General features: G+C 36.9%; 25 protein-coding genes. 13 read left to right on the top strand and 12 right to left on the bottom strand.

What is annotated here, in order from left to right:
- Position 1: 1 nt before the first annotated feature.
- The 4 genes from MHI57_RS10505 to MHI57_RS10490 are packed head-to-tail and all read right to left on the bottom strand — an operon-like array spanning position 2 to position 4,613.
- On the bottom strand, positions 2-1,492 hold the full coding sequence (locus MHI57_RS10505) for a Na+/H+ antiporter subunit D (RefSeq protein WP_340978597.1): 1,491 nt from the start codon (positions 1,490-1,492) through the stop codon (positions 2-4).
- On the bottom strand, positions 1,485-1,826 hold the full coding sequence (locus MHI57_RS10500; protein WP_095372064.1) for a Na(+)/H(+) antiporter subunit C: 342 nt from the start codon (positions 1,824-1,826) through the stop codon (positions 1,485-1,487). The genes MHI57_RS10505 and MHI57_RS10500 overlap by 8 nt, the downstream gene beginning before the upstream one ends.
- A complete protein-coding gene (locus tag MHI57_RS10495) occupies positions 1,826-2,266 on the bottom strand; it encodes a Na(+)/H(+) antiporter subunit B (RefSeq protein ID WP_180316937.1) in 441 nt (146 codons plus the stop codon). Before MHI57_RS10495 ends, MHI57_RS10500 begins: the two co-directional genes overlap by 1 nt.
- Positions 2,238-4,613 carry a Na+/H+ antiporter subunit A gene (locus MHI57_RS10490; RefSeq protein WP_095372066.1) on the bottom strand — a complete coding sequence of 792 codons (2,376 nt, stop codon included), beginning with the start codon at positions 4,611-4,613 and terminating at the stop codon, positions 2,238-2,240. The genes MHI57_RS10495 and MHI57_RS10490 overlap by 29 nt, the downstream gene beginning before the upstream one ends.
- A gap of 258 nt (positions 4,614-4,871) precedes the next feature.
- On the opposite strand from MHI57_RS10490, the gene MHI57_RS10485 reads away from it, so the two are divergent.
- The gene (locus MHI57_RS10485; RefSeq protein WP_095372067.1) at positions 4,872-5,075 is read left to right on the top strand and encodes a hypothetical protein; all 204 of its coding nucleotides are present in this window, start codon (positions 4,872-4,874) and stop codon (positions 5,073-5,075) included.
- A gap of 379 nt (positions 5,076-5,454) precedes the next feature.
- On the top strand, positions 5,455-6,069 hold the full coding sequence (gene kapD, locus MHI57_RS10480) for a 3'-5' exonuclease KapD (protein ID WP_095372068.1): 615 nt from the start codon (positions 5,455-5,457) through the stop codon (positions 6,067-6,069).
- A gap of 417 nt (positions 6,070-6,486) precedes the next feature.
- Here the strand turns inward: kapD and MHI57_RS10475 are convergent, their stop codons facing one another.
- Positions 6,487-6,867 (bottom strand): kinase-associated lipoprotein B, encoded by a 381-nt coding sequence (locus MHI57_RS10475; RefSeq protein WP_095372069.1) that lies wholly within the window; start codon positions 6,865-6,867, stop codon positions 6,487-6,489.
- Positions 6,868-7,014: 147 nt separating this feature from the next.
- Here MHI57_RS10475 and MHI57_RS10470 point away from each other — a divergent pair, with 147 nt between their 5' ends.
- The 4 genes from MHI57_RS10470 (at position 7,015) to MHI57_RS10455 (ending at position 9,532) form a co-directional block, all read left to right on the top strand.
- Positions 7,015-7,758: a peptidylprolyl isomerase gene (locus MHI57_RS10470; RefSeq protein WP_307318154.1), complete on the top strand. Its 744-nt coding sequence runs from the start codon at positions 7,015-7,017 to the stop codon at positions 7,756-7,758.
- A 67-nt stretch (positions 7,759-7,825) separates the two neighbouring features.
- Positions 7,826-8,035, top strand: a complete 210-nt coding sequence (locus tag MHI57_RS10465; protein ID WP_095372071.1) for a hypothetical protein — start codon at positions 7,826-7,828, stop codon at positions 8,033-8,035.
- Positions 8,036-8,145: 110 nt separating this feature from the next.
- The gene (locus tag MHI57_RS10460; RefSeq protein WP_095372072.1) at positions 8,146-8,706 is read left to right on the top strand and encodes a superoxide dismutase family protein; all 561 of its coding nucleotides are present in this window, start codon (positions 8,146-8,148) and stop codon (positions 8,704-8,706) included.
- A 253-nt stretch (positions 8,707-8,959) separates the two neighbouring features.
- On the top strand, positions 8,960-9,532 hold the full coding sequence (locus MHI57_RS10455) for a GNAT family N-acetyltransferase (RefSeq protein WP_307318151.1): 573 nt from the start codon (positions 8,960-8,962) through the stop codon (positions 9,530-9,532).
- 45 nt (positions 9,533-9,577) lie between these two features.
- Here MHI57_RS10455 and MHI57_RS10450 read toward each other — a convergent pair whose 3' ends face one another.
- Positions 9,578-10,747: a MalY/PatB family protein gene (locus MHI57_RS10450; RefSeq protein WP_307318150.1), complete on the bottom strand. Its 1,170-nt coding sequence runs from the start codon at positions 10,745-10,747 to the stop codon at positions 9,578-9,580.
- Between the two features lie 88 nt (positions 10,748-10,835).
- Here MHI57_RS10450 and MHI57_RS10445 point away from each other — a divergent pair, with 88 nt between their 5' ends.
- Positions 10,836-11,099, top strand: a complete 264-nt coding sequence (locus MHI57_RS10445) for a DUF1871 family protein (protein WP_307318148.1) — start codon at positions 10,836-10,838, stop codon at positions 11,097-11,099.
- 19 nt (positions 11,100-11,118) lie between these two features.
- On the opposite strand, the gene MHI57_RS10440 is transcribed toward MHI57_RS10445, so the two are convergent.
- Both MHI57_RS10440 and MHI57_RS10435 read right to left on the bottom strand, forming a co-directional pair.
- Positions 11,119-11,955 carry an alpha/beta fold hydrolase gene (locus MHI57_RS10440; protein ID WP_307318146.1) on the bottom strand — a complete coding sequence of 279 codons (837 nt, stop codon included), beginning with the start codon at positions 11,953-11,955 and terminating at the stop codon, positions 11,119-11,121.
- A gap of 193 nt (positions 11,956-12,148) precedes the next feature.
- The gene (locus MHI57_RS10435) at positions 12,149-12,433 is read right to left on the bottom strand and encodes a helix-turn-helix domain-containing protein (RefSeq protein ID WP_307318145.1); all 285 of its coding nucleotides are present in this window, start codon (positions 12,431-12,433) and stop codon (positions 12,149-12,151) included.
- A 191-nt stretch (positions 12,434-12,624) separates the two neighbouring features.
- On the opposite strand from MHI57_RS10435, the gene yugI reads away from it, so the two are divergent.
- The 3 genes from yugI to MHI57_RS10420 all read left to right on the top strand — a co-directional run bounded on the left by yugI (position 12,625) and on the right by MHI57_RS10420 (position 16,043).
- Positions 12,625-13,029: a S1 domain-containing post-transcriptional regulator GSP13 gene (gene yugI, locus MHI57_RS10430; RefSeq protein ID WP_095372077.1), complete on the top strand. Its 405-nt coding sequence runs from the start codon at positions 12,625-12,627 to the stop codon at positions 13,027-13,029.
- Positions 13,030-13,223: 194 nt separating this feature from the next.
- Entirely contained in the window at positions 13,224-14,387 is a 1,164-nt protein-coding gene (locus MHI57_RS10425; protein WP_328197391.1) for an iron-containing alcohol dehydrogenase, read from the top strand.
- 306 nt (positions 14,388-14,693) lie between these two features.
- A complete protein-coding gene (locus tag MHI57_RS10420) occupies positions 14,694-16,043 on the top strand; it encodes a glucose-6-phosphate isomerase (protein WP_340976247.1) in 1,350 nt (449 codons plus the stop codon).
- Positions 16,044-16,563: 520 nt separating this feature from the next.
- Here the strand turns inward: MHI57_RS10420 and MHI57_RS10415 are convergent.
- The 3 genes from MHI57_RS10415 to MHI57_RS10405 all read right to left on the bottom strand — a co-directional run bounded on the left by MHI57_RS10415 (position 16,564) and on the right by MHI57_RS10405 (position 20,401).
- Complete coding sequence (locus MHI57_RS10415) at positions 16,564-16,998, bottom strand: ferritin-like domain-containing protein (protein WP_340976245.1); 435 nt, start codon at positions 16,996-16,998, stop codon at positions 16,564-16,566.
- A gap of 207 nt (positions 16,999-17,205) precedes the next feature.
- Positions 17,206-17,721: a DUF3189 family protein gene (locus tag MHI57_RS10410; RefSeq protein ID WP_180317064.1), complete on the bottom strand. Its 516-nt coding sequence runs from the start codon at positions 17,719-17,721 to the stop codon at positions 17,206-17,208.
- A 247-nt stretch (positions 17,722-17,968) separates the two neighbouring features.
- Positions 17,969-20,401 (bottom strand): peptidase G2 autoproteolytic cleavage domain-containing protein, encoded by a 2,433-nt coding sequence (locus MHI57_RS10405; RefSeq protein ID WP_340976243.1) that lies wholly within the window; start codon positions 20,399-20,401, stop codon positions 17,969-17,971.
- A 259-nt stretch (positions 20,402-20,660) separates the two neighbouring features.
- Between MHI57_RS10405 and MHI57_RS10400 the strand changes: the two genes are divergently transcribed.
- Positions 20,661-21,068, top strand: a complete 408-nt coding sequence (locus tag MHI57_RS10400; protein WP_095373616.1) for a YugN-like family protein — start codon at positions 20,661-20,663, stop codon at positions 21,066-21,068.
- Here MHI57_RS10400 and MHI57_RS10395 read toward each other — a convergent pair.
- Complete coding sequence (locus MHI57_RS10395; protein WP_322910439.1) at positions 21,065-22,084, bottom strand: potassium channel family protein; 1,020 nt, start codon at positions 22,082-22,084, stop codon at positions 21,065-21,067. The genes MHI57_RS10400 and MHI57_RS10395 overlap by 4 nt on opposite strands.
- A 75-nt stretch (positions 22,085-22,159) precedes the next feature.
- On the opposite strand from MHI57_RS10395, the gene MHI57_RS10390 reads away from it, so the two are divergent.
- Positions 22,160-22,801, top strand: coding sequence for an SDR family oxidoreductase (locus MHI57_RS10390; RefSeq protein WP_340976237.1), 642 nt, complete (start codon positions 22,160-22,162; stop codon positions 22,799-22,801).
- Between the two features lie 375 nt (positions 22,802-23,176).
- On the top strand, positions 23,177-23,986 hold the full coding sequence (locus MHI57_RS10385; RefSeq protein ID WP_340976234.1) for an endonuclease I family protein: 810 nt from the start codon (positions 23,177-23,179) through the stop codon (positions 23,984-23,986).
- The last annotated feature ends 116 nt before the right edge of the window (positions 23,987-24,102 follow it).

Here is a 24,102-nt window from a genome sequence, read left to right as displayed (position 1 = left end):
ACTACTCCTTTAGAACTGCATCGATATATAAATTGGTGTTGATTAAACTTTCAGCAGCTTGAGAGATATACGGATAAACAAAATCTGCACCTACACCATAGCAGATAGAAAGAATGACTAAGATCACTGGAGCGATTAATAACTGCTTATAAGGAACTGTCTTTTCATTTGCAAATGTTTTTGGTTCGCCCCAAATGCCATTAATAAAGATTTTCATAATAGAGATGAGCACGAATAAGCTAGATGCTAACACAATTGCAGCGCCAATGAAGTGTTCAGATGAAAATCCACCTTGAACAATAAGGACTTTTCCAACGAAACCACTTAATGGTGGAATACCAGCTAATGCAAGTGCTGCAAGGAAGAATGTCCAGCTGAACCCTGGATAATTCTTTATTAATCCGCCCATTTGCTTTAAGTTATTTGTACCTGTAATGGTTGCCATTAACCCAACAAGTAAGAATAACCCTGCTTTGATAATCATGTCATGAATAAGATAGAATATTGATCCTGTTAAGGCATTTTCATTCATTGTACTTACTCCGAACAGAATGATACCGACAGCAACAATAATGTTGTATATGATAATCTTTTTAACATCCCAATAAGCCAGTGCACCGATAATCCCAGTAATAATAGTTAAAATCGCTAAGATCATGATCACTTGTTGAACATATCCACCTTCTTCGTAAAAGAATAGGGAGTAAGTTCTAATAATAGAATATACACCGACTTTTGTGAGGAGTGCTCCAAAAATAGCCATTACAGGTGCTGGAGGTGCATAATAAGAGCCCGGTAACCAGAAATATAACGGGAATATTGCCCCTTTCAAACCAAAGACGATGAGGAATATGATTCCAATAATCGTAATCACACCAGGTTGAGAAACCCCGCTTATTTCACTCACTCTCTCAGCAATATGCGCCATATTCAAAGTTCCTACGACCGAATAAAGGTAACCAACTGCAATGACGAATAAACCGGAAGAAATAACGTTAACTAAAATATACTTGATGGATTCTCTTAATTGAATTTTCGTTCCACCGAGTAGAATTAAAGCATAAGAAGACATTAACATGACTTCAAAAAATACAAAAAGGTTAAAAATATCGCCTGTCGTAAAAGCACCATTTACACCAACAATTAAAAATTGTAAAGCGGCATAAAAATGATATTTTTCACGATCTTCGCCAATTCCTTTAAATGAATAAATAATACATGCAAATGCGACGATACTCGTTGTTAATACAAGTAAAGATGATAACATATCAGAAACAAGGGTTATACCAAAAGGGGCATCCCAGTTCGATAAGTTTAATGTTTGTATACCGTCATTTTTTACCTGATTCACTAATAGTGCAGATAGAATGACTGTAGCAAAGGCTGATAGACCAGCAACCCACCTTTGAGCAATAACTGATTTATTTAATAAGATCAGAATGACGGCGGTAATTAACGGAACTAGAATAGGGAGTATCAAAAAATTAATCATTGCCATCATTTCCTCTCAATTTCTCCATATTATCTGTGCCAAGTTCTTTGTATGAGCGATACCCTAATACGAGGAATAGAGCAGTAACTCCAAAAGCAATAACGATTGCTGTCAAAATGAGTGCTTGAGGAAGAGGGTCTGTATATGCGCTTGCTTCTTCACCCACTAAAGGTGGTGCACCTCTCTTCAAGCCTCCCATAGTTAATAAGAGAAGATGTACGCCATGACTTAATACAGTTGTCCCTAAAATGATTCGCACAACACTTCGTGAAAGCATCAAATAGGTTGCAGACATGAAAAGAATGCCGGCAATAAAAATCATTAGTATTTCCATTATTCATCATCTCCTCCTATCGTTTGAATAATGGACATCGTTACACCTACAACAACAAGATATACCCCTAGATCAAACAATGTCGCTGTATGCAAGTGAAGCTCACCTAAAATAGGTACATGAAGGTCTCCAAATGCATGTGTTAAAAAAGGTTTGTTGTAAATAAATGCACCTGCACCTGTTCCAATAGCAAAAACTAAACCAAGTGCAACCATATATAAGAAGTTGAATGGTAAAATATTTCTTACTGTTTGAAGGTCATAGGCTAAGAGTAGAAGCAGGATGGCGCCTGACGTTAATAAGCCGCCTACAAATCCGCCTCCAGGTGTATAATGTCCAGCAAAAAAGATATAAATGGAGAAAATCATGATGAGAAATAATAACACTTTCGTCATCGATTGCAAGATAACGTTACTTGTTTTCAATTTTCTTTCCTCCATTTCTCCTTAGCTTAATCAGACCGAAAATAGCTAATGCAGCAATACCTAACACGGCGATTTCAAACATCGTATCAAAGCCCCTAAAGTCAACTAAGATTACATTAACCATGTTCTTCCCAGCAGCTTCACTATACGTATTCTCAATATAATATTGTGAAATAGAATCAAATAGTTTCGTACTATGCGCTGTTAATCCAACTAAAATGACGAATAAGCCAACCCCTACTGAAATAATGGCATTTCGCACTTTCACTGGTACAGGATCGTCTGTCAATTTCTTCGGTAAGTGATAGAAGCAAAGTAAGAATAGTGATACAGAAATTGTCTCAATCACCAATTGAGTGAGCGCTAAATCTGGCGCTCTAAAAACGATGAATAGCAAGGCAACCATATATCCTATTGTTCCAGTTAGTAGAATAGAAACAATACGAGACTTAGTAAACAATAGAGCGATAGATGCAGCAGCCACAATAAATGTTAGTATTACTTCGTAGAATTCAATTGGCGCTAAATTATCAGTGCTAAAGGCGAAAGCGTCTAGCCCAAATAATGAACCAATAATAAGCACAACCATGAAAATAAACATATAGCTTAAATAATGGTTAATGGATCCTGACATTACATTGCGATTTAAGCTGTAAGAGCCTTTATACATTGAATCAAGTAACCCATCATAGAAGCGGTTAAGTGTAATTTTCTCCGGGAAAATACCATAAATGCCACGCCATTTATTTAATCCAAGGTACATTAGAATCCCAACAATAATAACACCGATTGTCATAAATAATTCTGTATTAAAACCGTGCCACATAGAAATATGAACATCAAACTCATACATAGGCATAATCGTTTCTATAGCAGGTACTAACAAAGGTTTTACGAGATTAGGGAAAAAGCCGATTACAATAACTAATGATGCTAAAATAATTGGAGAAATAAGCATACCAATAGGGGCTTCATGCGGTTTTTTCTCTAATTTCTCTGGTTGATATTTCCCTGTAAATGTTTTGAAAACAAGGATCATACTGTATATGAAAGTAAACACACTCGCAATCCAAGCAATAACTGGAATAATAATGCTCCAATCAAAATCCATATGAAGTGCATTAATCATACCAGTAAAGAACATCTCTTTGCTAAGGAAGCCATTGAATGGTGGTAACCCAGCCATAGCAAAGGTGCCAATTATAGCAATCGTAAATGTAATTGGCATGAGGTTCATCAAACCACCTAGCTTACGAATATCCCTTGTACCTGTTTCATGGTCGACTATCCCTACGACCATAAATAAACTTCCTTTAAAGGTAGCATGGTTCATCAAATGGAAAATTGCAGCAGTAGTTGCTACCATAAAATATTCAGGTTGTTCGTAATGCAGCGCAGCTGCTCCTACGCCTAATAAAGACATAATTAATCCAAGTTGACTTATGGTCGAAAAGGCTAGGATAGATTTTAGATCTGTTTGTTTGACCGCTGAGAAGGATCCCCAGAATAATGTGAACAATCCAAAAGCAATGATGAGCCCCATCCATAAAGTGTCTTCGGCAAAAACTGGACTCATTCTAGCTACTAGATAGATCCCCGCTTTAACCATTGTAGCTGAGTGAAGGTAAGCACTAACAGGGGTTGGTGCTTCCATCGCATCTGGTAACCAGATATGGAATGGAAATTGTGCCGATTTCGTGAATGCACCTAATAGAATACATAAAAGAGCGGCAACAAAAAGTGGGTGATCAATAATTGTGTCAGCTTGTGCGACAATTTCGGTAATACTGAACGTTCCGGTCATGTTATAGAGAAGGATGATTCCTCCCAACATAGCTAGTCCACCTAAAACGGTGATAATCATTGATTTTTGTGCACCATAACGTGATTTCTCTCGATTGTACCAATAGCCAATTAAGAGAAAAGATGAAAAGCTAGTTAATTCCCAAAACGCATAAAGGACAATTAAATTGTCTGATAAAACAACACCAAGCATTGCCCCCATGAACAGCAATAAATAAACATAGAATGTATTTAATTTCTCTTTCTGTTTAGAAAGATAGTAAATAGAATACAGAATAACTAACGAACCAATCCCAGTAATTAATAAAGCGAATAATAAACCTAGTCCATCCACTTTAACTGTGAAGTCAATTCCTAAAGAAGAGATCCATGAAAACGATTCCATTGTTACTTGTTTATTTGTTGTTTTAGAAATAAAACTACTGAAATAAATGAACAGCAGAATAGGAAGTGGTAGTATAAACCACCCTGTGTGTACTGACTTAATATTTTTATATATTAGCGGTACAAACACTGCGATAATAAATGGCGCAATAATCGCCAAATGTAACAGTGACAAGAAATTACCCCCTTTTGAAGAAAAAATCTGTGAATTGCAAGATAATGCAGAGAAATATGCTATTCATACTAAAGTTCAACAGCTACGGTAGTAATTATAACGTAAAAAGTTATCAGTTGCATTGAAGAAATCCTCTAGCAGTAGGTTTCCCCATAAACTTTATAAATAAGTAGAAACACGTCGATTTTTGGCAAAAATTTTTTAAATGAATAAAAAAACGAATAATTATACAAACTATTTTTAGGTGGTGGTTTGTAAATGTTTGGGAAAATAATAACTGCTATAGGCATATTTGCCATTATTTTCTGCAGTGCTTGGTTCGTTGAATCTCAGGAAATGTCAAATAAACTGAAGGCAGATCAATCTAAAAAGTATGAAAGTGAATGGAGTAATCTGGAAATAGAAGCGGATGTATCTGATTTTGCTCCGAGAGAGTACGTGAAAATTAGAGAAGTGTCTTGAGAAAATTTTCAAAAATACGTGGTAAATATGACTAATGAGACTTGGAAGGTCCGGGCAAATTTGACTTTGCTCGGATCTTTTTTATTTGAAATGATTATGAGATTATAATGAATAATGCAATCCTAATACGATGCATAACTTCTTTGGTTTATTTAGGTAAGGGGTTTTGGGGTTTTTCAGAAATGAGCGTACACCACATGAGAAATAAAAAGGTACATATTTGGGACAGTCAGGAATATGATGGAGTATATTTAGGTTTTAATTCAAATAACTGAAAAATAAAAAAATAGCATGCTATAATAACAATAAAGAGTACACGGAAAAATCCGTTTAAAGAAAGGATCTTTTCTTATTATTTACGTAAAAAGGGGGATCTCAGCTGATGGAAGGAGCAAGGTATTTATTTATTGATTTTGAATTTACAATGCCAGAACGGAATTGGAAAGGGTTTTATCCTGAAATCATTGAAGTGGGCTATATTTTGGTAGAGGGTGGAAACATCGTTGACCAGTTTTCATCTTATGTGAAACCAATTAAGTACCCTCATTTATCTAAAAGGTGTAGCTCGTTTTTGAAAATTTCTCAACAACAGGTTGATACAGGCATCACTTTTAAACAAATGCTAGACCAGTTTTCGAAAATACCAACTGTCTCCTCCTTAAAAATCGTTACATGGGGAAATATGGATATGAAGGTGCTGCGAAATAATTGTTTACATACGGAGTTACCGTTTCCCTTTGATGGTAAAGAAATAGATTTATCAATGGAATATAAACGATTCTTCGGTAATCAGAATCAGACAGGTTTATGGAGAGCTGTGCAAGAGTATGGAAAAGAAGGCACGGGGAAGCACCATAAAGCATTGGATGATGCCTTAACGACTTATCAGATCTTTAAGCTTGTGGAAAAAGATAAGCGCTATCTAAAGAAACCAAAGCCTGCTACAATCGGGGACGTCATAGATTTTTCTAAGCTGTTGAAGCAACATGTGTAAGGACTCAAAGTGAAATTGGGTCTTATTTTTTTGCATGTAAACCTGTTTTTAATATCAAACCTTATGCAAAAAAAGTGGTCAAGGTGCTGCTAAACTACGAATGAAAAAAAGTCGATGTTTTTACAGTACTGTTGCTAATCTACTCCACTTAATCCAGTACTAGCTTGCATTGGATTCATGGTGTGAGAGAAGGAATGACGGTTAGCAAGCCGAAGCGCACACATACTATTGAGAAAGCAAACATCAGAAAAGCAAAGGAGCTAACTAGAAATATGGAGTACAAAGAAATGCCCACATAAATGATTTCAAAATCAGCCAGAACTGTAGGCAAAAGAGATGGACTGTTATGGGGTGTTTAAGTCCTAAATTACTCAATGTGATTTAGGACTCAATCTGTGACAGTTCGTTTAAAAACAATTATTTAAAATAGTCTTTTTCTAATGATTTTAAGTTCATTAAGCTTTTTTCTGCCCATTGCGTGTTTTTGCTAAGTAATTCTGCACGCATTTTTTCAATGGCTTCTTGAAGTGAATCTTGATAGTCGGGAATATCTTCGGTAAAAGGTTTCACCATTTTTAAAGGGACATTCGTTTGTTCCCTATATGCCAAGGCTCTTCTTTCTTGAAAGAAAACGCCGTCTACTTCTTTAGGATGGTGAAGATCACCTTGTGTAGGATGCTTCAGCACTGCTAAGACCCTTACCAAATAACTTTGCGGACGGATGTCTGTGATTTCTCCAATATATTTCCCTGTTTTGTATATCCCGGTAACTTTATCTCCAATATTTAATTCACTCATTGATGTACCTCCTAACAATTGATCTTGCCTATATTATGAATGAGAAAGAAATGAAAGACAATCCATAAAACAGATAGATAGGCTCTTTACAAAGCGGTACAATATTAAAATAATGGTAGTATAATACATATGCTTGGGAGTGAGAAAATGAGAAAAAAATGGTTTGTTTTATTTGCCACGCTTCTTTTATTACTTGCTGGTTGTGGTGAGAATAACGATACAACTGATGCAGACAAAGGGGACAAGTCAACAGCAGAGGAAAAAACACAAGAAGATGATACAGGCGAAGCTGCTAAAGTAAAAGGTTTCCCACAGCTTTCCAATGAAGTAGGGGAAAATGAGCAAGTCGTTAAGTTGGTAACATCCTTAGGCGAAATTACGATTAAACTTTTTCCCGATATTGCACCAAAGACAGTAGAAAACTTTATCACTCATAGTAAAGAAGGTTATTATGATGGCGTTATCTTTCATCGTGTTATGAAAGAGTTTATGGTCCAAGGTGGAGACCCTGAAGGCACAGGACTTGGTGGAGAAAGTATTTACGGGGAATACTTTGAGGATGAGTTCTCTAATCAATTATTTAATATTCGCGGTGCCTTATCGATGGCTAACAAAGGTGCTGATACAAATGGTAGTCAATTTTTCATTGTTCAGAATACAACATTAGGGGATGGCCTAGAACAACAGATGAAAGATAATGAATATCCAGCTGAAATTATTGAGAAATATGTGGAAAGTGGTGGAACGCCATGGCTAGATGGGCGTCATACTGTTTTTGGACAGGTGATAGATGGGATGGATATTGTTGATGATATTGCACAAGTAGAAGTAAATGAAAACGATAAACCAGTAGAAGACGTGATTATTGAGAAAATACAAGTCATCGAATAAAGGTTGGTATAGATTACATCGACTGTTATAATAAGGATATCAACGAAAGTAAGAAAGGAACATAGCCGTGCTTCAAACTTATGTGTTTTCTTTATTTCTTTATTTTCCAGAAGACAAGACAGAATATATTCCGGCCGTTATATGGTTAGTTGCCTTTATGATTCTCGCAGCATTTGTAATGAGATGGTTTATTCACCACTCAAAAAAAGAGAGTGAAAAAACACGCGAACTCGAAGACCAATTAAAACAAAAAAGTAAAAACTCTTCTGTTGATTGAAGACAACTTTCATGTTTGTAAACTTTTCGACAACCACTTTGAGTAGTGGTTGTATTTTTTTTGGATTGGGAAAAGCTAAGTGCATGATTTTCTTTTTGGAGGCTTTCTTTATGAATAAGAAGATAGTTTATTTATTATTTAGTCTATCTGTTTTATTAATGGGTTGTACAGAACAGGAAGTAAAAAAGGTAGATGTAGAGATGTTTAACGCAGTTGGGGATTCTCTTGGTAAGGTTAAATTAGAAGAGCAAGCCAGTGGGGTCAAGTTAGGGTTAGATTTAAAAGGTCTGCCACCTGGGGATCATGCTATTCATATCCATGAGAAAGGTGAGTGTGAGGCTCCTGACTTTAAATCGGCTGGTAATCACTTTAATCCCGAAGATAAAGATCATGGTTTACTGAATCAAGATGGTCATCATGCGGGTGATTTACCTAATATTATTGTGGAAGATGATGGGAAAGTGAAGACAGACTTAGTTGCAGCTGAAGTTACAATGAAAGATGAAAAGTCTTCATTATTAACAAAAGATGGTACATCTATTGTCATTGATGAAAAAACAGATGATGGAATGACACAGCCTTCTGGCGACTCCGGGGAAAGAATTGCCTGTGGAGTGATTTCGAAAGACAAAGAACCAAAGCAGAAAGAAGCACAAAATAGTAAGAGTTAACCAATATTATATGAATGGAAGAAAGAACAAATTCTGGAAGGAATTTGTTCTTTTTTATTGCTTAGGAAACGATAAAAAATTAGGCTGGTTTATCGATGGAAGAGAGTAAACCATTAAGTGAGCGAAGTGAGTCATAAGTTTTTTAAAATAAAATTTATGAAAATCATTGCGTGAATAAAAGTAAGAATATTATGTAAAAAGCGTATTTATTTTATAGTAAATATGCTTTAATAGGTTAAAGGGAGGGGACTTTATGAAGCTACTAGAAAATAGTGTAGTACAACTGATTCCAATGGAAACTTGTCATATTGAAGGGATAAGCAAGGCAGCGAAAGACGAGTCAATTTGGACACATATGTCAGTGGATTTAACCCAATATAGTGACGTCGTTACATATGTTGAAGCGGGTATCAAAAAGCGTGAAGAAGGAAGAGAGTTCCCTTTTGTTATTTTTAATAAAAAGGAGCAGCAAATTATTGGCTGTACCTGGTTTTTAGATGTGGACCTTACCCATAAAAGGTTAGAAATCGGTTCAACATGGATTCATCCTCATTATTGGCGCAGTGCAATCAATACAAATTGTAAACACCTTTTATTGTCTTATTGTTTTGAAGAACTGAAATTTAATCGAGTACAAATAAAAACAGGCCATGAGAACCTCCAATCACAAAAGGCAATTGAGAGAATAGGTGCTAAGAAGGAGGGGATATTACGTAATCATATGATTCGTAGGAATGGAGAAATTCGTCACACAGTGATGTATAGTGTGACAATAGAAGAGTGGCTAGAAATAAAAAAGCATATAGAAGAGAATTTATTGAAATAAAAAACATGTCGGAAATAGTTTTTCCGACATGTTTTTACAGAATCCTTATGAAAATGCTGTTTTTAAACGATGAAGTCCATCCATAAGTATATCATGAGGGCAGGCGATGTTCATACGGACAAACCCTTCACCACCTGGGCCATATTTTGGTCCTGGCTCTAATCCAAGTTTTCCTTTCTTTACAAGCTTTTGCTGAATGTCATCATCAGTTAAGCCGAGTTTACGACAATCTAGCCAGATTAAATACGTCCCTTCTGGATCAACGACATCAATATCAGGCAATTCTTTTTCTATAAAACTTTTTACACTCTGGATATTTTGTTGTAAATATGAGAGTAAAGCTTCTAACCATTCTGTTCCATGGGTATAAGCCGCTTCCATGCCGACCATTCCAAAGATGGATAATTGATGGAAGCCTTGTCTAGCTTGAAAATCTTCAAATTTTTTCCTTAATGTCTCATTTGGAATAATAAGGGCGGATGCTTGCAACCCAGCAATATTAAAAGTTTTGGTTGGTGCAATACATGTAATCGTCTGGCCTCTCAGTTCCTCGCTTAAGCTAGCGATAGCGACATGTTTTTTCGGCTTATAGACGAGGTCTGCATGAATTTCATCTGATAGGATTAAGCAATCATAAGCGATACATAAGTCACCGATCTTCTGTAAATCCTCTTTTGACCACACATTTCCTCCTGGATTATGAGGATTACAGAGAATAAACATTTTCGCCCCTTTTTTGAGTTGCTGTTCAAAGTCATCAAAATCAATTTTGTAATGTCCATTAACAAGCTTAAGTGGAGAACGTAAAACTTTACGATGATTACTTTCAATGACATTTGTGAATGGAGGATAAACAGGGGTATGTATTAATATATTGTCCCCTTCTTCTGTATAGGTCTGTACGACCGCTGCCAAAGATGGAACCACACCAGTATTGTATAATATGGACTGCAGGGGAATATCCCAGCCGTGATGAACACTTACCCAATCCTTGATTACTTTTGGTAAGGATGGGGACGCAAATGTATAACCATAAATTCCGTGATCTAAACGTTTTTGTAGTGCATTTGTTACCTCTTTAGGCGGTTTGAAATCCATATCTGCAACCCACATTGGAAGGACATCTTCTTCTCCAAAAACCGTTTTGGTCAATTCCCACTTCACTGATGACGTATTTTTACGATCAAAAATTTCATGAAAATATTGATTTTCCACTTCTATCCCACCATTTCTTTATTTATCGATTTCTATCTATATGATAAGATATGTAAACATAAATGAAAAATAATAAGGTGAATGTATAATGAATACACAACAAATGAATCTATTGTTAGTAGATTGTTTAAATGATTGGGACCCATTTCATATCGGTACAGGCAATTACGATACGGAAATAGCTGATATAATCCAAATAGTACAAACTGTTGACGATACTAATGAATTGGCCCATAACATCCAAGCTATATATGAATTCTCTTTTGATGAAGTAATTCCTCTTGCTCAATGTAAAAAATATGCGCAGAAACTCCTGGTGATAAAAAATAATAGTTCTTGCGAGATTGAATGAATGGGTGAAGGAATAAAAATTATCCCACCCCACCATTCTCTTTTTTCTGTAAATATTGTTCGATAATTGCTACAATCTCCTCAGGCTTTTCTTCGGGTATAAGATGTCCTGCCTGCTTAAGGATATGTAATTCGCTATGCGGTAGGTCTCCCTGTAACCTTTGACCGATAGAGAGAGGGACCACCTTGTCTGCCTCCCCCCATATGAGTAAACAAGGAGTGTTAATTGTTTTTAATAAGGTCTCATCCAAATCTCCCTCCCGGTCACGTATCATTCTCGCTAAGGAATAGAAGATATCTTTGTTTAAAAATGGTTCTAGATAACCATCCCTCATGGCATCATCAATCATTTCTTTTTCATATACAACGTTGTTTAAGTTTTTTTCTACACCTGATTTCTCAAGATATCTTTTTACAAAATGAGAAAAGAAAGGTAGGTGACTTGCGTAAACATACTTTGCTGGCATTTTCGGTAGATAAGAAGAGCTACATAATAAGACTACAGCCTCGAGCAAGTCTGGTCTTTGATGAGCAATGTTTAGGCAAATTTGTCCTCCCATTGAATGCCCAACCATCACGATTTGTTGAATAGATAATTTTTCAAGAAGTAAAATAATAGTTGAAGCAATATTTTCATAAGAGTAGATAAACTTTTTTGCTTTTCCGCTCTTCCCAAATGGTGGGAGGTCAATTGTGAGTACTGTATTTTCTTTTTGTAGCAATGGTATGAGTTTTCGAAAACTAAAGCTGGAAGAAAGAAACCCATGCAATAATACAAATGATTGTTTAGGGGTTGGGTGTGGGTAATATTCATAATAAAAGTCATTTCCATTTAGAAGCATTTTATCGTTTGGCAATGGTTGTCCTCATTTCTTTACAGTGATGTAAGGTGTTACTATAAGTCATATCATTCGTGGCCATTGCTTACAAGAAGAAACATTGTATTTTCGGTATAAAATAAAAAATAGGCAATCCTATAACAGATTGCCTTCAACAAAGGGGGAATTCTAGAAAGACTTACAATACAAGCCTTTCCGAATACCTACATGTTTATACGTGAAAATTGGAAATAGTTTCATTCATATCCTGTTGATGAAGCATAGGATGGTTCAACTCATTCTGATTTTGAAGGTCAACTTGTGGATTTGTAATAGTTGATACTGGGATGTCCAATATTGTACATAGCTTGAGGATTGTTAGCGTATCTGGGGTGGAAATACCTGACTCATATCTTTCGATTACTGCACTACCTACCCGCGCTCTTTTTGCAAGTTCAAATCTTGTTAACCCATGTTGTTCACGGACTAAGCGAATGTTTTCACCAATGTGATTCATTTTTATCCCCCCTTCTATATTTTATTTTACCACCAATCAACTTTTTTAATGGGTAATTGTATGAACATTTCGTTAATTAATTGTGACTATTTATTGACTATCCATTTTACTTTTGATATTAGCTATAGAGTATGATATAATTTTTTATTGCGTATATAAACGATAAAATATTAATAATTAGGAGTGTTCCCATGTCAGAGAAAATTGAAGTAGGCAGCGTGATTACTGGTAAAGTAACAGGTATTCAACCTTATGGTGCCTTTGTTGCATTAGATGAAAATACACAAGGACTTGTTCACATTTCAGAAGTTACTCATGGCTTCGTTAAAGATATTAATGAACATTTAAGTGTTGGAGATGAAGTACAAGTAAAAGTACTTTCTATTGATGAAAATGCTGGAAAAATCGGTCTTTCTATTCGTGCAACACAAGAAGCACCAGCTCCAACAGAAAAAGAGAAAAAACCTCGTAAACGTCCAAATAATCCTGTAGCTCAAAAAGTAGAGGATAATGGTAGCCAAGGTTTCAATACACTAAAAGATAAGTTGCAAGAGTGGATTGCACAATCTGAGCGTGAAGATTTAATTAAAAAATAAGCTAGTTCAGCTTCATAGAAGACACCGGGAAATCTCGGTGTCTTTTTTTTGTCGAATGAAAGAATCATTTAATTCCTTGGGAGAAACAATTACAGAGAGGCATTTATTTTATTTTTTAAAATAAATAAAAAAAGATGTATTCTTTGCAATCCTTAGTAAAAAAAATGATAATAACAAAAAAGGAAGGTGATAGAATGGAGAATTTTACATTTTGGAATCCAACGAGATTGATTTTTGGTAAAGGTGAACTTAGTAAATTAAGTGAAGAGATTTCTCCTTTTGGCCGTAAGGTGCTGGTAGTTTATGGTGGTGGAAGTATTAAAAGGAATGGTCTATACGATAAGGTAATGAATGAGCTTGAGAAAATGAATGCAGAAGTGTATGAACTAGGTGGGGTTGATCCAAATCCTCGTGTCTCTTCCGTTCGTGAAGGTGTGAATATTTGCCGCGAGAAAGAAGTTGATTTCATTCTAGCTGTTGGTGGCGGGAGTGTCATCGATTGTACAAAAGCTATTGCGGGAGCAACGAAATTTGCTGGTGATGCTTGGGATATGGTGACAAATAAAGTAAGAATGGAAGAAGCGATTCCCTTTGGTACCGTCCTTACATTAGCTGCAACGGGTTCAGAAATGAATTCTGGAGCGGTCATTACTAATTGGGAGACACATGAAAAATTGTCTTGGGGAAGCCCGGCTGTATTCCCTCAATTTTCAATTTTAGATCCAGAACATACATATTCAGTGCCAAGAGACCAAACGATTTATGGCATAGTCGATATGATGTCTCATGTACTTGAGCATTATTTCCATTTGGAAGAAAATACGGACTTTCAAGATCGTATGTGCGAATCTCTCTTAACAACGATAATGGATAAGGCTCCAAAACTAATAGATGACTTAGAAAATTATGAGCATCGTGCGACCATTTTATATAGCGGTACAATGGCGTTAAACGGTATTCTAAATATGGGTTATAAAGGAGACTGGGCAACGCATAATATTGAACATGCTGTATCGGCAGTCTATGATATCCCTCATGGTGGCGGTTTGGCCATTTTATTCCCTCATTGGATTAAGCATACATTACATGCCAAGCCTGAGAGAATGAAACAATTAGCAATAAGAGTGTTTGAAGTCGATCCAACAGGTAAAACAGATGAGGAAGTCGCATTAGAAGGGATTGCTCGTTTAAGACTGTTTTGGAACAGTATTGATGCACCAGAACAATTATCAGATTATGGTATAGACGATAGCAAGCTAGAAGATATGGCAAATAAAGCCGTTCATAATGGTCCTTTTGGTCGTTTTCAAGTATTAGATAAAGAGGATGTTCTTTCAATCTATCGTTCAGCATTATAAGGAAGAAGCTCTCGTGTGAAACGGGAGCTTTCTTTATAGGTTCTTGTCATATTTGGGTTTAATGGAATTGTGGTCACCTGGTATGAGTTTGCTTATACAAGCATAGTAAAAAATGTGAAGGCTAATTTGGCTTATGCACGAGTGATGGGTTATAAACCTTATTTTTGGAAATGATGTAATCATGAACTATATAACGGGGTTGTGCAAACCGTCGGTGGCGAAGACTGATTCTTGAAAAATTCCTTGTCTTTCGATAAAGTGATAGAGGACTATTGATTCATGAAATACATAAGCGGAGGAATAACGATGACTCATATACAGTTTGATTATACGAAAGCGTTTAGCTTTTTTAGTGAGCATGAACTATCATACTTAAAAGGAGCGGTAACAGCAGCGCATACCGCTATAGAAAATAAAACAGGAGCAGGTCATGAATTCTTAGGGTGGGTAGATTTACCGAAAAATTATAATCGCGAGGAATTTGCAAGAATTCAACAGGCAGCATCAAAAGTCAAGCAAGATTCTGATGTTCTTTTAGTAATCGGAATTGGTGGTTCTTACCTTGGCGCAAGATCTGCTATTGAGATGTTACAACATAGTTTTTATAATGCTCTTTCAAAAGAAAAAAGGAAAACACCTCAAATCGTTTTTGTAGGCAATAATATTAGCTCTAGTTATATTCATGATGTCATCGATTTATTGGAAGGTAAAGACTTTTCTATTAATGTCATTTCTAAATCTGGAACAACGACAGAACCAGCAATTGCCTTTCGTTTATTCCGAAAAATATTAGAAGAGAAATATGGTGTAGAGGAAGCGAGAAAACGAATTTACGCTACCACTGATAAAGAAAAGGGCGCGTTAAAAACCTTAGCGAATGAAGAAGGCTATGAGTCATTTATTATTCCGGATGATATTGGTGGAAGATACTCTGTGCTAACAGCCGTTGGATTATTACCAGTTGCCGTTGCGAATATTGATATTAATCAAGTAATGGAAGGGGCTGAAGCCGCTCGTAAAGAGTTAAGTTCTGCCGATATAGAAGAGAATATCGCATATCAATATGCAGCAGTAAGGAATGTCCTTTATAATAAGGGTAAAACAATTGAAATGCTTGTTAATTATGAGCCAGGGTTGCAATACTTTTCAGAATGGTGGAAGCAATTATTTGGTGAAAGTGAAGGAAAAGATCAAAAAGGCATTTATCCTTCATCTGCCAATTTTTCTACTGATCTTCATTCACTTGGTCAATATGTGCAAGAAGGTAGAAGAGATTTATTTGAAACAGTTATTAAAGTGAAGAAACCACGACATGAAGTGAAAATTGAGAACCTTGAAAATGACTTAGATGGTTTAAACTATTTAGCTAATCAATCGATTGATTTTGTGAATCATAAAGCATTCGAAGGAACAATGCTTGCCCATACAGATGGCGGTGTACCTAACCTCATCGTAACGATTCCAGCAATGGATGCATTCACATTTGGTTATCTTGTCTATTTCTTTGAAAAAGCTTGCGCTATTAGCGGGTATTTACTTGGTGTGAATCCATTTGATCAACCTGGTGTGGAAGAATATAAAGTGAATATGTTTGCATTGCTAGGTAAACCAGGTTATGAAGAGAAGAAAAAAGAGCTTGAAGAACGCTTGAAATAAAAGTCTTCAACTCTTAACGGTCTAATAAGTAAACATAAAACAATTGTATATGGCTGATTGACCACAATTTATGCATAAAGTCTATAGATCAGCCATATATTTTGAGATTTTACCAGACATCATAAGGTTTCTATGTCCAAGATTAACTTGTATTTTTTCAAATGGTACCCAGCTTCTTATCATATAACTTTCAATATCTCCTTTTAGGTATGTTAATCAACAATTCTTACATTCTTCTCTAAAATATATGCTCTTATTTTAAAAAAATAAGACCTGGTTGGTCTTAGATGCTACTTTCCATCCACCGAGCACTTCCATGTTTCGATACTGAAAGTTCGAATAGGTCATAGATAGAGAACTGCCCTAGGTTGTTTTCGTTTACTAGATAAACGTACCGAAACATAAGATCAGTAAATGAAATACATATTGGCTATGGGTTTGTTTATCCCGGTATCGGTATTTAAAGCGTGAAGGGTTTATATTACTACTTTATTTGTTATGTTTTGAAGAATAATGAAAATTAATATCCTCTATTCATTAAATAGACAAACCAAACAGCATGATTTTGCTCATCTTTAGCTGCTCTATTAAATTGTTCTTTAATATATGGGTCACTGGTTTTATCGGCAATTTCTAAATAGAAGTCCACAGTTGGTTGCTCATCGTTAAATGAATAATCTAAACCAGTTTGATAAGAATTTGGACATTGATCAGTTAATTGAGGCGAATGCTCATGCCCTGTTAGTTGTCGGTATATTTCGTTAAAAATCCTAAAATGTTTTTTCTCATCTTGTCTTATTTCTTTAATAATAGTCCTAGTTTTCTCATTAGGTGCTAATTGCTGAAGTTTCTTATAACAATTAATTGCAGAGTACTCACCATTAATGGCTTTAGAAATATCCATTATAAGTTCGTGATTGTCTCTGAATTGTATTGGCTTACTCATATAGTACATTTAATCAACTCCTTAATCTAAATCAGTTTAGAATATGCAATTTGAAAAATTAAGGAATTTGTACACAAGAATTATTAAGACTACTAGTACTAAGAATAATGGTGATGAACAAACTCAACGGTTTCACCCATGCTCTAAACAGAGGGTGGAAGGCCGCTGTTTTTTGCGAAGAGCTTCCAAAGAAGAAGTGATTAGGCTTAAAGAACATCAAGCCTGGTATTTTTTGTTTTCGATTTTAACAATTAATTGATTCGATTCTTTAGCCACTTTTTTTGTCTCCATTACAAGTTGAAAGATGTTTTCGCTACAACGCTGTGCCCCTTTAATTAAAAGTGGCACCCCTATGGAATCAATTCCAAGACCTCGTGAAAAAAAGCCTCCAAGTGTCATAGCTAACGGTACAACAGGAGAGGTATTAGAAAATATTATTTTTTTATTCATAGTTTGATGCTGTAGAGATAATAGTTCACTAAAATTATATAGTGATTTTACAGTTAGTTTGGATGATCTTCTCCCGATAGTATAAACCGTATTACCATCACTATCAATTCCATGATAAATAAACTCCCCAGCGTCCTTCTTTTTTAGCTTGTTAAAGTACGGAACAGATAAAATCTCTTCTTTACTTGGTATTAAATTAGTATCACTCAAAATATTTAGGTGATAGGCAGCGGCTAAAGAGGTGGTATGGGTACCTCCAAAATCGTGATATATATAGATGATTTTTTCTTTCATATCCATCCATCCTCTCTTTTATAATTAGGGTAATCCTACTTCATTCTTTCCATAAAAGTAGCCTATTATAATTCCTTGGAGATTCTTGAGAGGAGCCAAAAGGTGGAAATGATAATCGAAAAATAGGAGAACCGGCTTAAGAGTGGTAATTATAAGTTAACCAGCTCTCGATAATCGCTATGAGAAACGTCTCTGTGCTTAGTTAACTTTGATCCTTCCATAGTACTTGCCAACTCTATTTAAACATGACTAGTATCTGATCAGAACTTATTCTATCCATCACACGGTAACCTGTTTCTGAATATGTGGCGATTCCTTCATCATTCGGTAAACAGTAACCATTAATTGAGCAACTACCATCATCAGTCACTAGCAATTGACCGAGTAATCCAACTGTTACCCACTCTTTACGTTTACTTCTTGGTATATAAGATTGCTGTGAATCGTAGGCGGGGTTTAATTTTGGTGCCACTCGCGTTAACTTTGCGAGGTACTCATCATTAGGGTCACTTGGAATTTGTTCATATTGAGTACGGCCCCATTGATCCTTTAGATACTTATGATGCCAATGCAGTTCAGCGGCATTCCCCTTAATGGCGGAGGCAGCACTTGTAATGCCTAAAATATAGCTGTCTGCGCTGGTTGCTACTTTCACCTTTTTACCTTGTAATGTGATAAATCTACCTGGTGTAATGCTGTTTCCATCAATCGTTTCAAACATTTCAGCATAGTCAGCGCCATTTTCATGAAGTGTGCCATCGATAAATAAATCTCCTGTAGATCCTTGGAGTAGCGCAGCTAAACCTCTGTTGCTAGCACTTGTTCCATTACCGACATGCCAAGAATAATTGTCTGTTGTTTCTCCATATATTCCCATTATATGTGAACCGATATTTGTGGCTATGTTTTGAAATCCTTCAGCATGAGAAAAAACACCTTGAGCTACATTATTTTGTCCTTCTACATGAGCGGCTTGACCAGTCGCGTTATTGTTGACACCCTCCGCATGTGAGGCATTCGCTGTAGATAGGGTATTTAAACCTTCTGCATGAGCACCTGTGCCGCTTGCGGTGGTTCCGTAACCTTCAGCATGCGAACTATTACCAGAAGCAGTATTGGGTAAAGAAGCGTTATTTGCATTCACTCCCCCTTCCACATGGGCCCCATATCCAGAGGCGATATTATTGAACCCTTCTGCATGTGCATAGTTTCCACTAGCGGTGGTTCCTCTTCCTTCTGCATGAGAATAATCCCCACTTGCTAGTGTTGTATTTCCTTCAGCGTGAGCGTTTATACCTTCTGTTCTTGTACGAGATCCTTCGGTGTGCGACGCGTATCCTGCTGCTGTCGTTTCTATTCCCTCGGCATGGGTAAAGGCATTTGAAGCAACAGTTGAACTTCCTTCAGCGTGAGAAACATAACCGCTTGCTTGGGTGAAAAGACCTTCTGCATGAGCAAAGCTATCAGATGCTACGCTGCTACCACCTTCTGCATGTGAAGTGGAGCCAGATGCAGTCGTTAAATATCCTTCTGCATGAGAGTTAGTACCAGAAGCAATAGACCCTTGCCCTTCTGCATGAGAAATACTCCCAGAAGCATTTGTCTGAAAGCCTTCCGCATGAGCATAAGAATTATTTGCAACTGTACTTCTTCCTTCTGTATGAGCAACAAAACCACTTGCTTCAGTGTCCATTCCTTCCGCATGAGCGCTTTCGCCAGAGGCGGTATTCCTTAATCCTTCCGCATGCGTGTAGTCACCACTTGCTGTTGTTGTATTCCCTTCTGAATGGGCACTAAGACCACTGGCTAAGGTGAGTGTTCCTTCCGCATGTGCTTCATTTCCACTGGCAACAGTTTGGTGACCTTCTGCATGAGCAGCATATCCTGAGGCTTCGGTTGTATTCCCTTCCGCGTGAGCAGTATCACCACTGGCAACAGTTTCAAATCCTTCTGTATGAGAAGCTAATCCGATCGCTCTAGTTGAGTTCCCCTCTGCATGTGAAGCATCCCCTGTGGTGATTGTACTAAAGCCTTCAGCATGAGAAGCAATGCCATTTGCCTGTGAGGAGCTCCCTTCAGCATGAGAAGCAATGCCGAGCGCAGAAGTAGTCAGCCCTTGTGCGTGACTTGCAGTTGCTGAAGCTTGCGTGTCAATTCCCTCAGAATGGCTAGCTTCTCCAATGGATATAGTGTTGAGACCTTCTGCATGCGAGGCTAATTCAGTCGCAATCGTATTATCGCCTTCCGCATGACTAGCTGTACCAGAAGCAACAGTTTTGAACCCTTCCGCATGTGCATCATTACCAGTTGCAGAACTACTAGAACCTTCCGCATGAGAGGCAGCTCCACTTGCTAAAGTCTTATGCCCTTCCGCATGAGCTGACTCACCTTCAGCAGTTGTTAAACTCCCTTCCGCATGAGAAGCGTCACTAACAGAAGTGGTTTGAAACCCCTCTGTGTGAGCAGCTGTGCCAATAGCATTTGTTTGGCTCCCTTCCACATGAGAAGCGACTCCAGTAGCTAATGTTTCAAACCCCTCCGCATGAGAAGCATTACCATCAGCAGTCGTTGAAGTCCCCTCCGCGTGAGCAGCTTCACCGTTTGCATTTGTATTTATTCCACCTGCATCAGAACAGGCACCATTCGCATTGCGATTACATTCTGCCATTACATAATTCTCTCCTTTCATACGGGTAAATAAAATTATATAGATGTATTTTTAAAAGAGGTTAACTGAAGGCACTCTGTATACATTTACCCTTCATCTGCTATAACTTATGAGTTGAGCACTTATCACGATTGTATGTTTGTCCATTAAGGTTAGCTATTTATGCGAAGAAGCCTAAAGAGAAGTGAAAAGCGCTAGTATTAGTGAGAGGGAATAGGGTAAAACTAAGCAAAATATGATGTTGAAAGGAATGAAAGCAATGAGAGAAATTCATTCTAATATCGAGGGAAAGCAATATCACTTGTTTAAACTGGAGCAGTTATTAAAACCAATGGGTTATACAATTGGAGGGAATTGGGATTATGACCATGGTGCGTTTGATTACAAGATTGATACGAACAATGGTTATCATTTCTTACGTATACCCTTCAAATCCATAGATGGTCAATTAGATACAAGCAATTGTACAGTAGAACTGGGAACACCTTACCTCTTGTCACATATTTACGAGAGCAATATTGATGAAAATAACGCAAATATCGGTAATTTCTCTGCTTCATTTAATCAATTTCAGGCACCAGTTGATAAGGACGGAGAAGTTACCGAAAGATATGTAGCTATAGGTCACGAGCTTGTTAAAGAACTAGAGGGGATTTTGCAATATTAATTTTTTATCGTGATAAGCAAATCCTCTGCTTGAAGTGAAAACGGGTGAGGGGGATGAATAATCATCTCTTCTCCTCGTTTGATGCCAAGAATCAATATATCTTCATTCATTAAGCTAATACTTACATCACGAAAATTAGCCCCAATATGGTCAGTCAATATGGGCTCAATACCTAGTCTTCTTTGATCAATTTGCCTTAGTAAACTGAGAAATGCCGTAACCATTTCTCTTGAAGTAAGGCTACTAATCATGACAAAGCTTGTTAATAAGTTCGTTTGCACGATTTCATCTGCGCCTGCTCGCTTCGCATTTTTCATCTGTTCAGTTGTTAGGATTTCTACAATACAAGGTAAGGATGGATTCATTCCTTTAACAGCAATTAACGTCAAGATACTGTGCATATCTGCTTGGTGTTCGTCTTTGTTTTGATCAGCGGTAATAATCAATTGTCTAGCGTCCATTACACTTGCTTTCATGAGCACATCATCTCTTTGTGGATTGCCTTTGACGAAATGAAGGTTTTGGTGGGGCAATGGATTTTCCTCCAATGTTTCATCAATTAATGTGACGGGTACGCTATTAACATAGCTACATATCGTTTTCAAAATTTCTCTCGAACGAGCATTCCAACCGATGACAATAATATGATCACGGTCTTTAAACTTGAAATTTCCTTGAATATAGTCATTTTGCTTAGCGACAGCGGCAGTAGACAATGCAACGAAATAAGAAGCAATAAAACCTGCTCCTGTCAAAACAAGGACAATTCCTGCTAGTCTTCCGACAACAGAGTGAGGCACAAAGTCACCATACCCGACAGTTGAAGCAGTTATGACAGCCCACCAGATACCATCAAACCAAGTAGGAAAACTATTTGGCTCTAATAAGTGAACAAAACCGCCAAATAGGATAATTGTCATCAGTGCCATGATGAGTATACGAAAGACCAATGGTAAGCGAGTGAAATAAGAATACAGATAATGTGGCATTTTATAAACTCCCCTAGAAAATAGTATTATTTAGTATAGGTGAAAATCCATTTTCATAAACGATTTTCACCGATAAATGAATAGGAAGAGAGGAGAAAGAGAATGAAAGTATTAGTAATAGGAGCGAACGGGCAAATTGGTAAACAAGTGATGGATAAATTAAGTGAAACAACCGGTGATATACCTGTAGCAATGGTAAGAAAAGAAGAACAATTAACTGATTTTAAAAACCGTGGGATGGAAGCGGTCCATGCATCATTAACTGGTACGGTTGAAGATTTGGCTAAGGCTGTGCAAGGATGTGATGCTGTTGTCTTCACAGCAGGATCAGGAGGCCATACAGGATATGACCAAACATTGCTCATCGATTTAGACGGCGCAGGTAAAGCAATCGAAGCAGCGGAAAAAGCCGACGTTTCTAGATTTGTGATGGTTAGTGCCATACATGCGAATGACCGAGAAAAATGGTCAGCGATTGAGCCATATATGGCAGCTAAACATTATGCTGATAAAATGCTGATGAATAGCTCATTAGACTACACGATCGTACGTCCTGGTGGCTTATTAAATGAACCAGGAATAGGGAAAGTGAAGGCTTCTGCTTCTCTTGAAAGAAATACAATTCCACGTGAAGATGTGGCTGCAACAATCGTTGAGGTGCTTCATAATGATCAGACCATTCATAAATCATTCGACCTCGTTACAGGGGAGGAAACGATAGGTGAGGCGCTAAAAGGGATTTAGTAAAAAAAATACAGAGACATGGAAATAAATAGAAAGAAACTAGAGCAAATTCTAATAGAGAATTTGCTCTAGTTTCATTTGGAAACAATCTGTTTATAATTTCGTTGCCGACATACTCATGAATTTTTCTTCATATAAGGAATCCCTCCAATTCAAATTAAAAAACGACGAAGAGTACTCAGCTGCCTAAAATGATATTTCCAATTCATTGCTGCAGTTTTTAGATAGATATTACTTTCAGCATTCATTGCATAAAAAATAGTCATATGAGGGGAGGAAAACTTCTATTAAATAAAACCCTACTGTTGGTGCTGTTCAAATATTTATTTTTCATAGATAATATTCTTTTAAGTACTTTATGAAGGAGAGGAAACAATGGGCATACGTTCTTTTATCCCATTATTAGTTTTATTGAGCTTGTTAGTTAGTTGTACGCCAGAAGGGGAATCCCCATTTACAGAGGGAAGACAAACAAATGATTATCAGGTTGATAGTGACTATTATAAAGAGGCAGAAGGGAAAACGGGAGATGAATTAAAAGCAGCACTTCATGAGATTATAGATGATCATAATGAACTGACTTATCGTGAGGTATGGGAAGCGTTAATGGTGACAGATGAAGATCCACAAAATAGAGACAATGTAATTTTATTCTATAGTGGAAGATCGCAAGACAAGGACTTAAAAGGTTCAGATGCAGATGACTGGAACCGTGAACATATTTGGGCAAAATCCCATGGTGGATTTGATACTGATCCAGGTGTAGGAACAGACCTGCATCATTTAAGGCCGACGGATGTAAGTGTAAATGCTTCTAGAGGAAACTTAGATTTTGATAATGGTGGAAAAGAACATCAGGAAGCAAAGGGTAATTATTATGATCATGATTCTTTTGAACCTCGTGATGAAGTGAAGGGTGATATTGCCAGAATGCTTTTCTATATGGCGGTACGTTATGAGGGAGATGATGGCGAGTTAGATTTAGAATTGAACGATAGAGTCAATAATGGACGCACGCCTTTGCATGGAAAATTATCCGTTTTGTTAAAGTGGCATAAAGAGGACCCTGTAGATGAGAATGAACAACGTAGAAATCAATTCATCTATGAAGAATTTCAAAATAACCGCAATCCCTTCATTGATAATCCTGAATGGGCATTTGCTATTTGGGATGATGAACAGTAAAAGTGGAATAGAGTAAGTCTGGTATAATTGTAAAATTTTTTACATTTCAACCAGACTTTTTTTACTTCACGAGAATGAAAGGCAGGCTCATTTTAGCAATAAACAAAATAACTTCA

Origin of the sequence: Cytobacillus sp. FSL K6-0129, assembly GCF_038007625.1 — a bacterium.
Taxonomy (GTDB): domain Bacteria; phylum Bacillota; class Bacilli; order Bacillales; family Cytobacillaceae; genus Cytobacillus; species Cytobacillus kochii.
The sequence above is the reverse complement of the archived record's forward strand: the minus strand, read 5'-3'. Positions and strand labels throughout refer to the sequence as shown.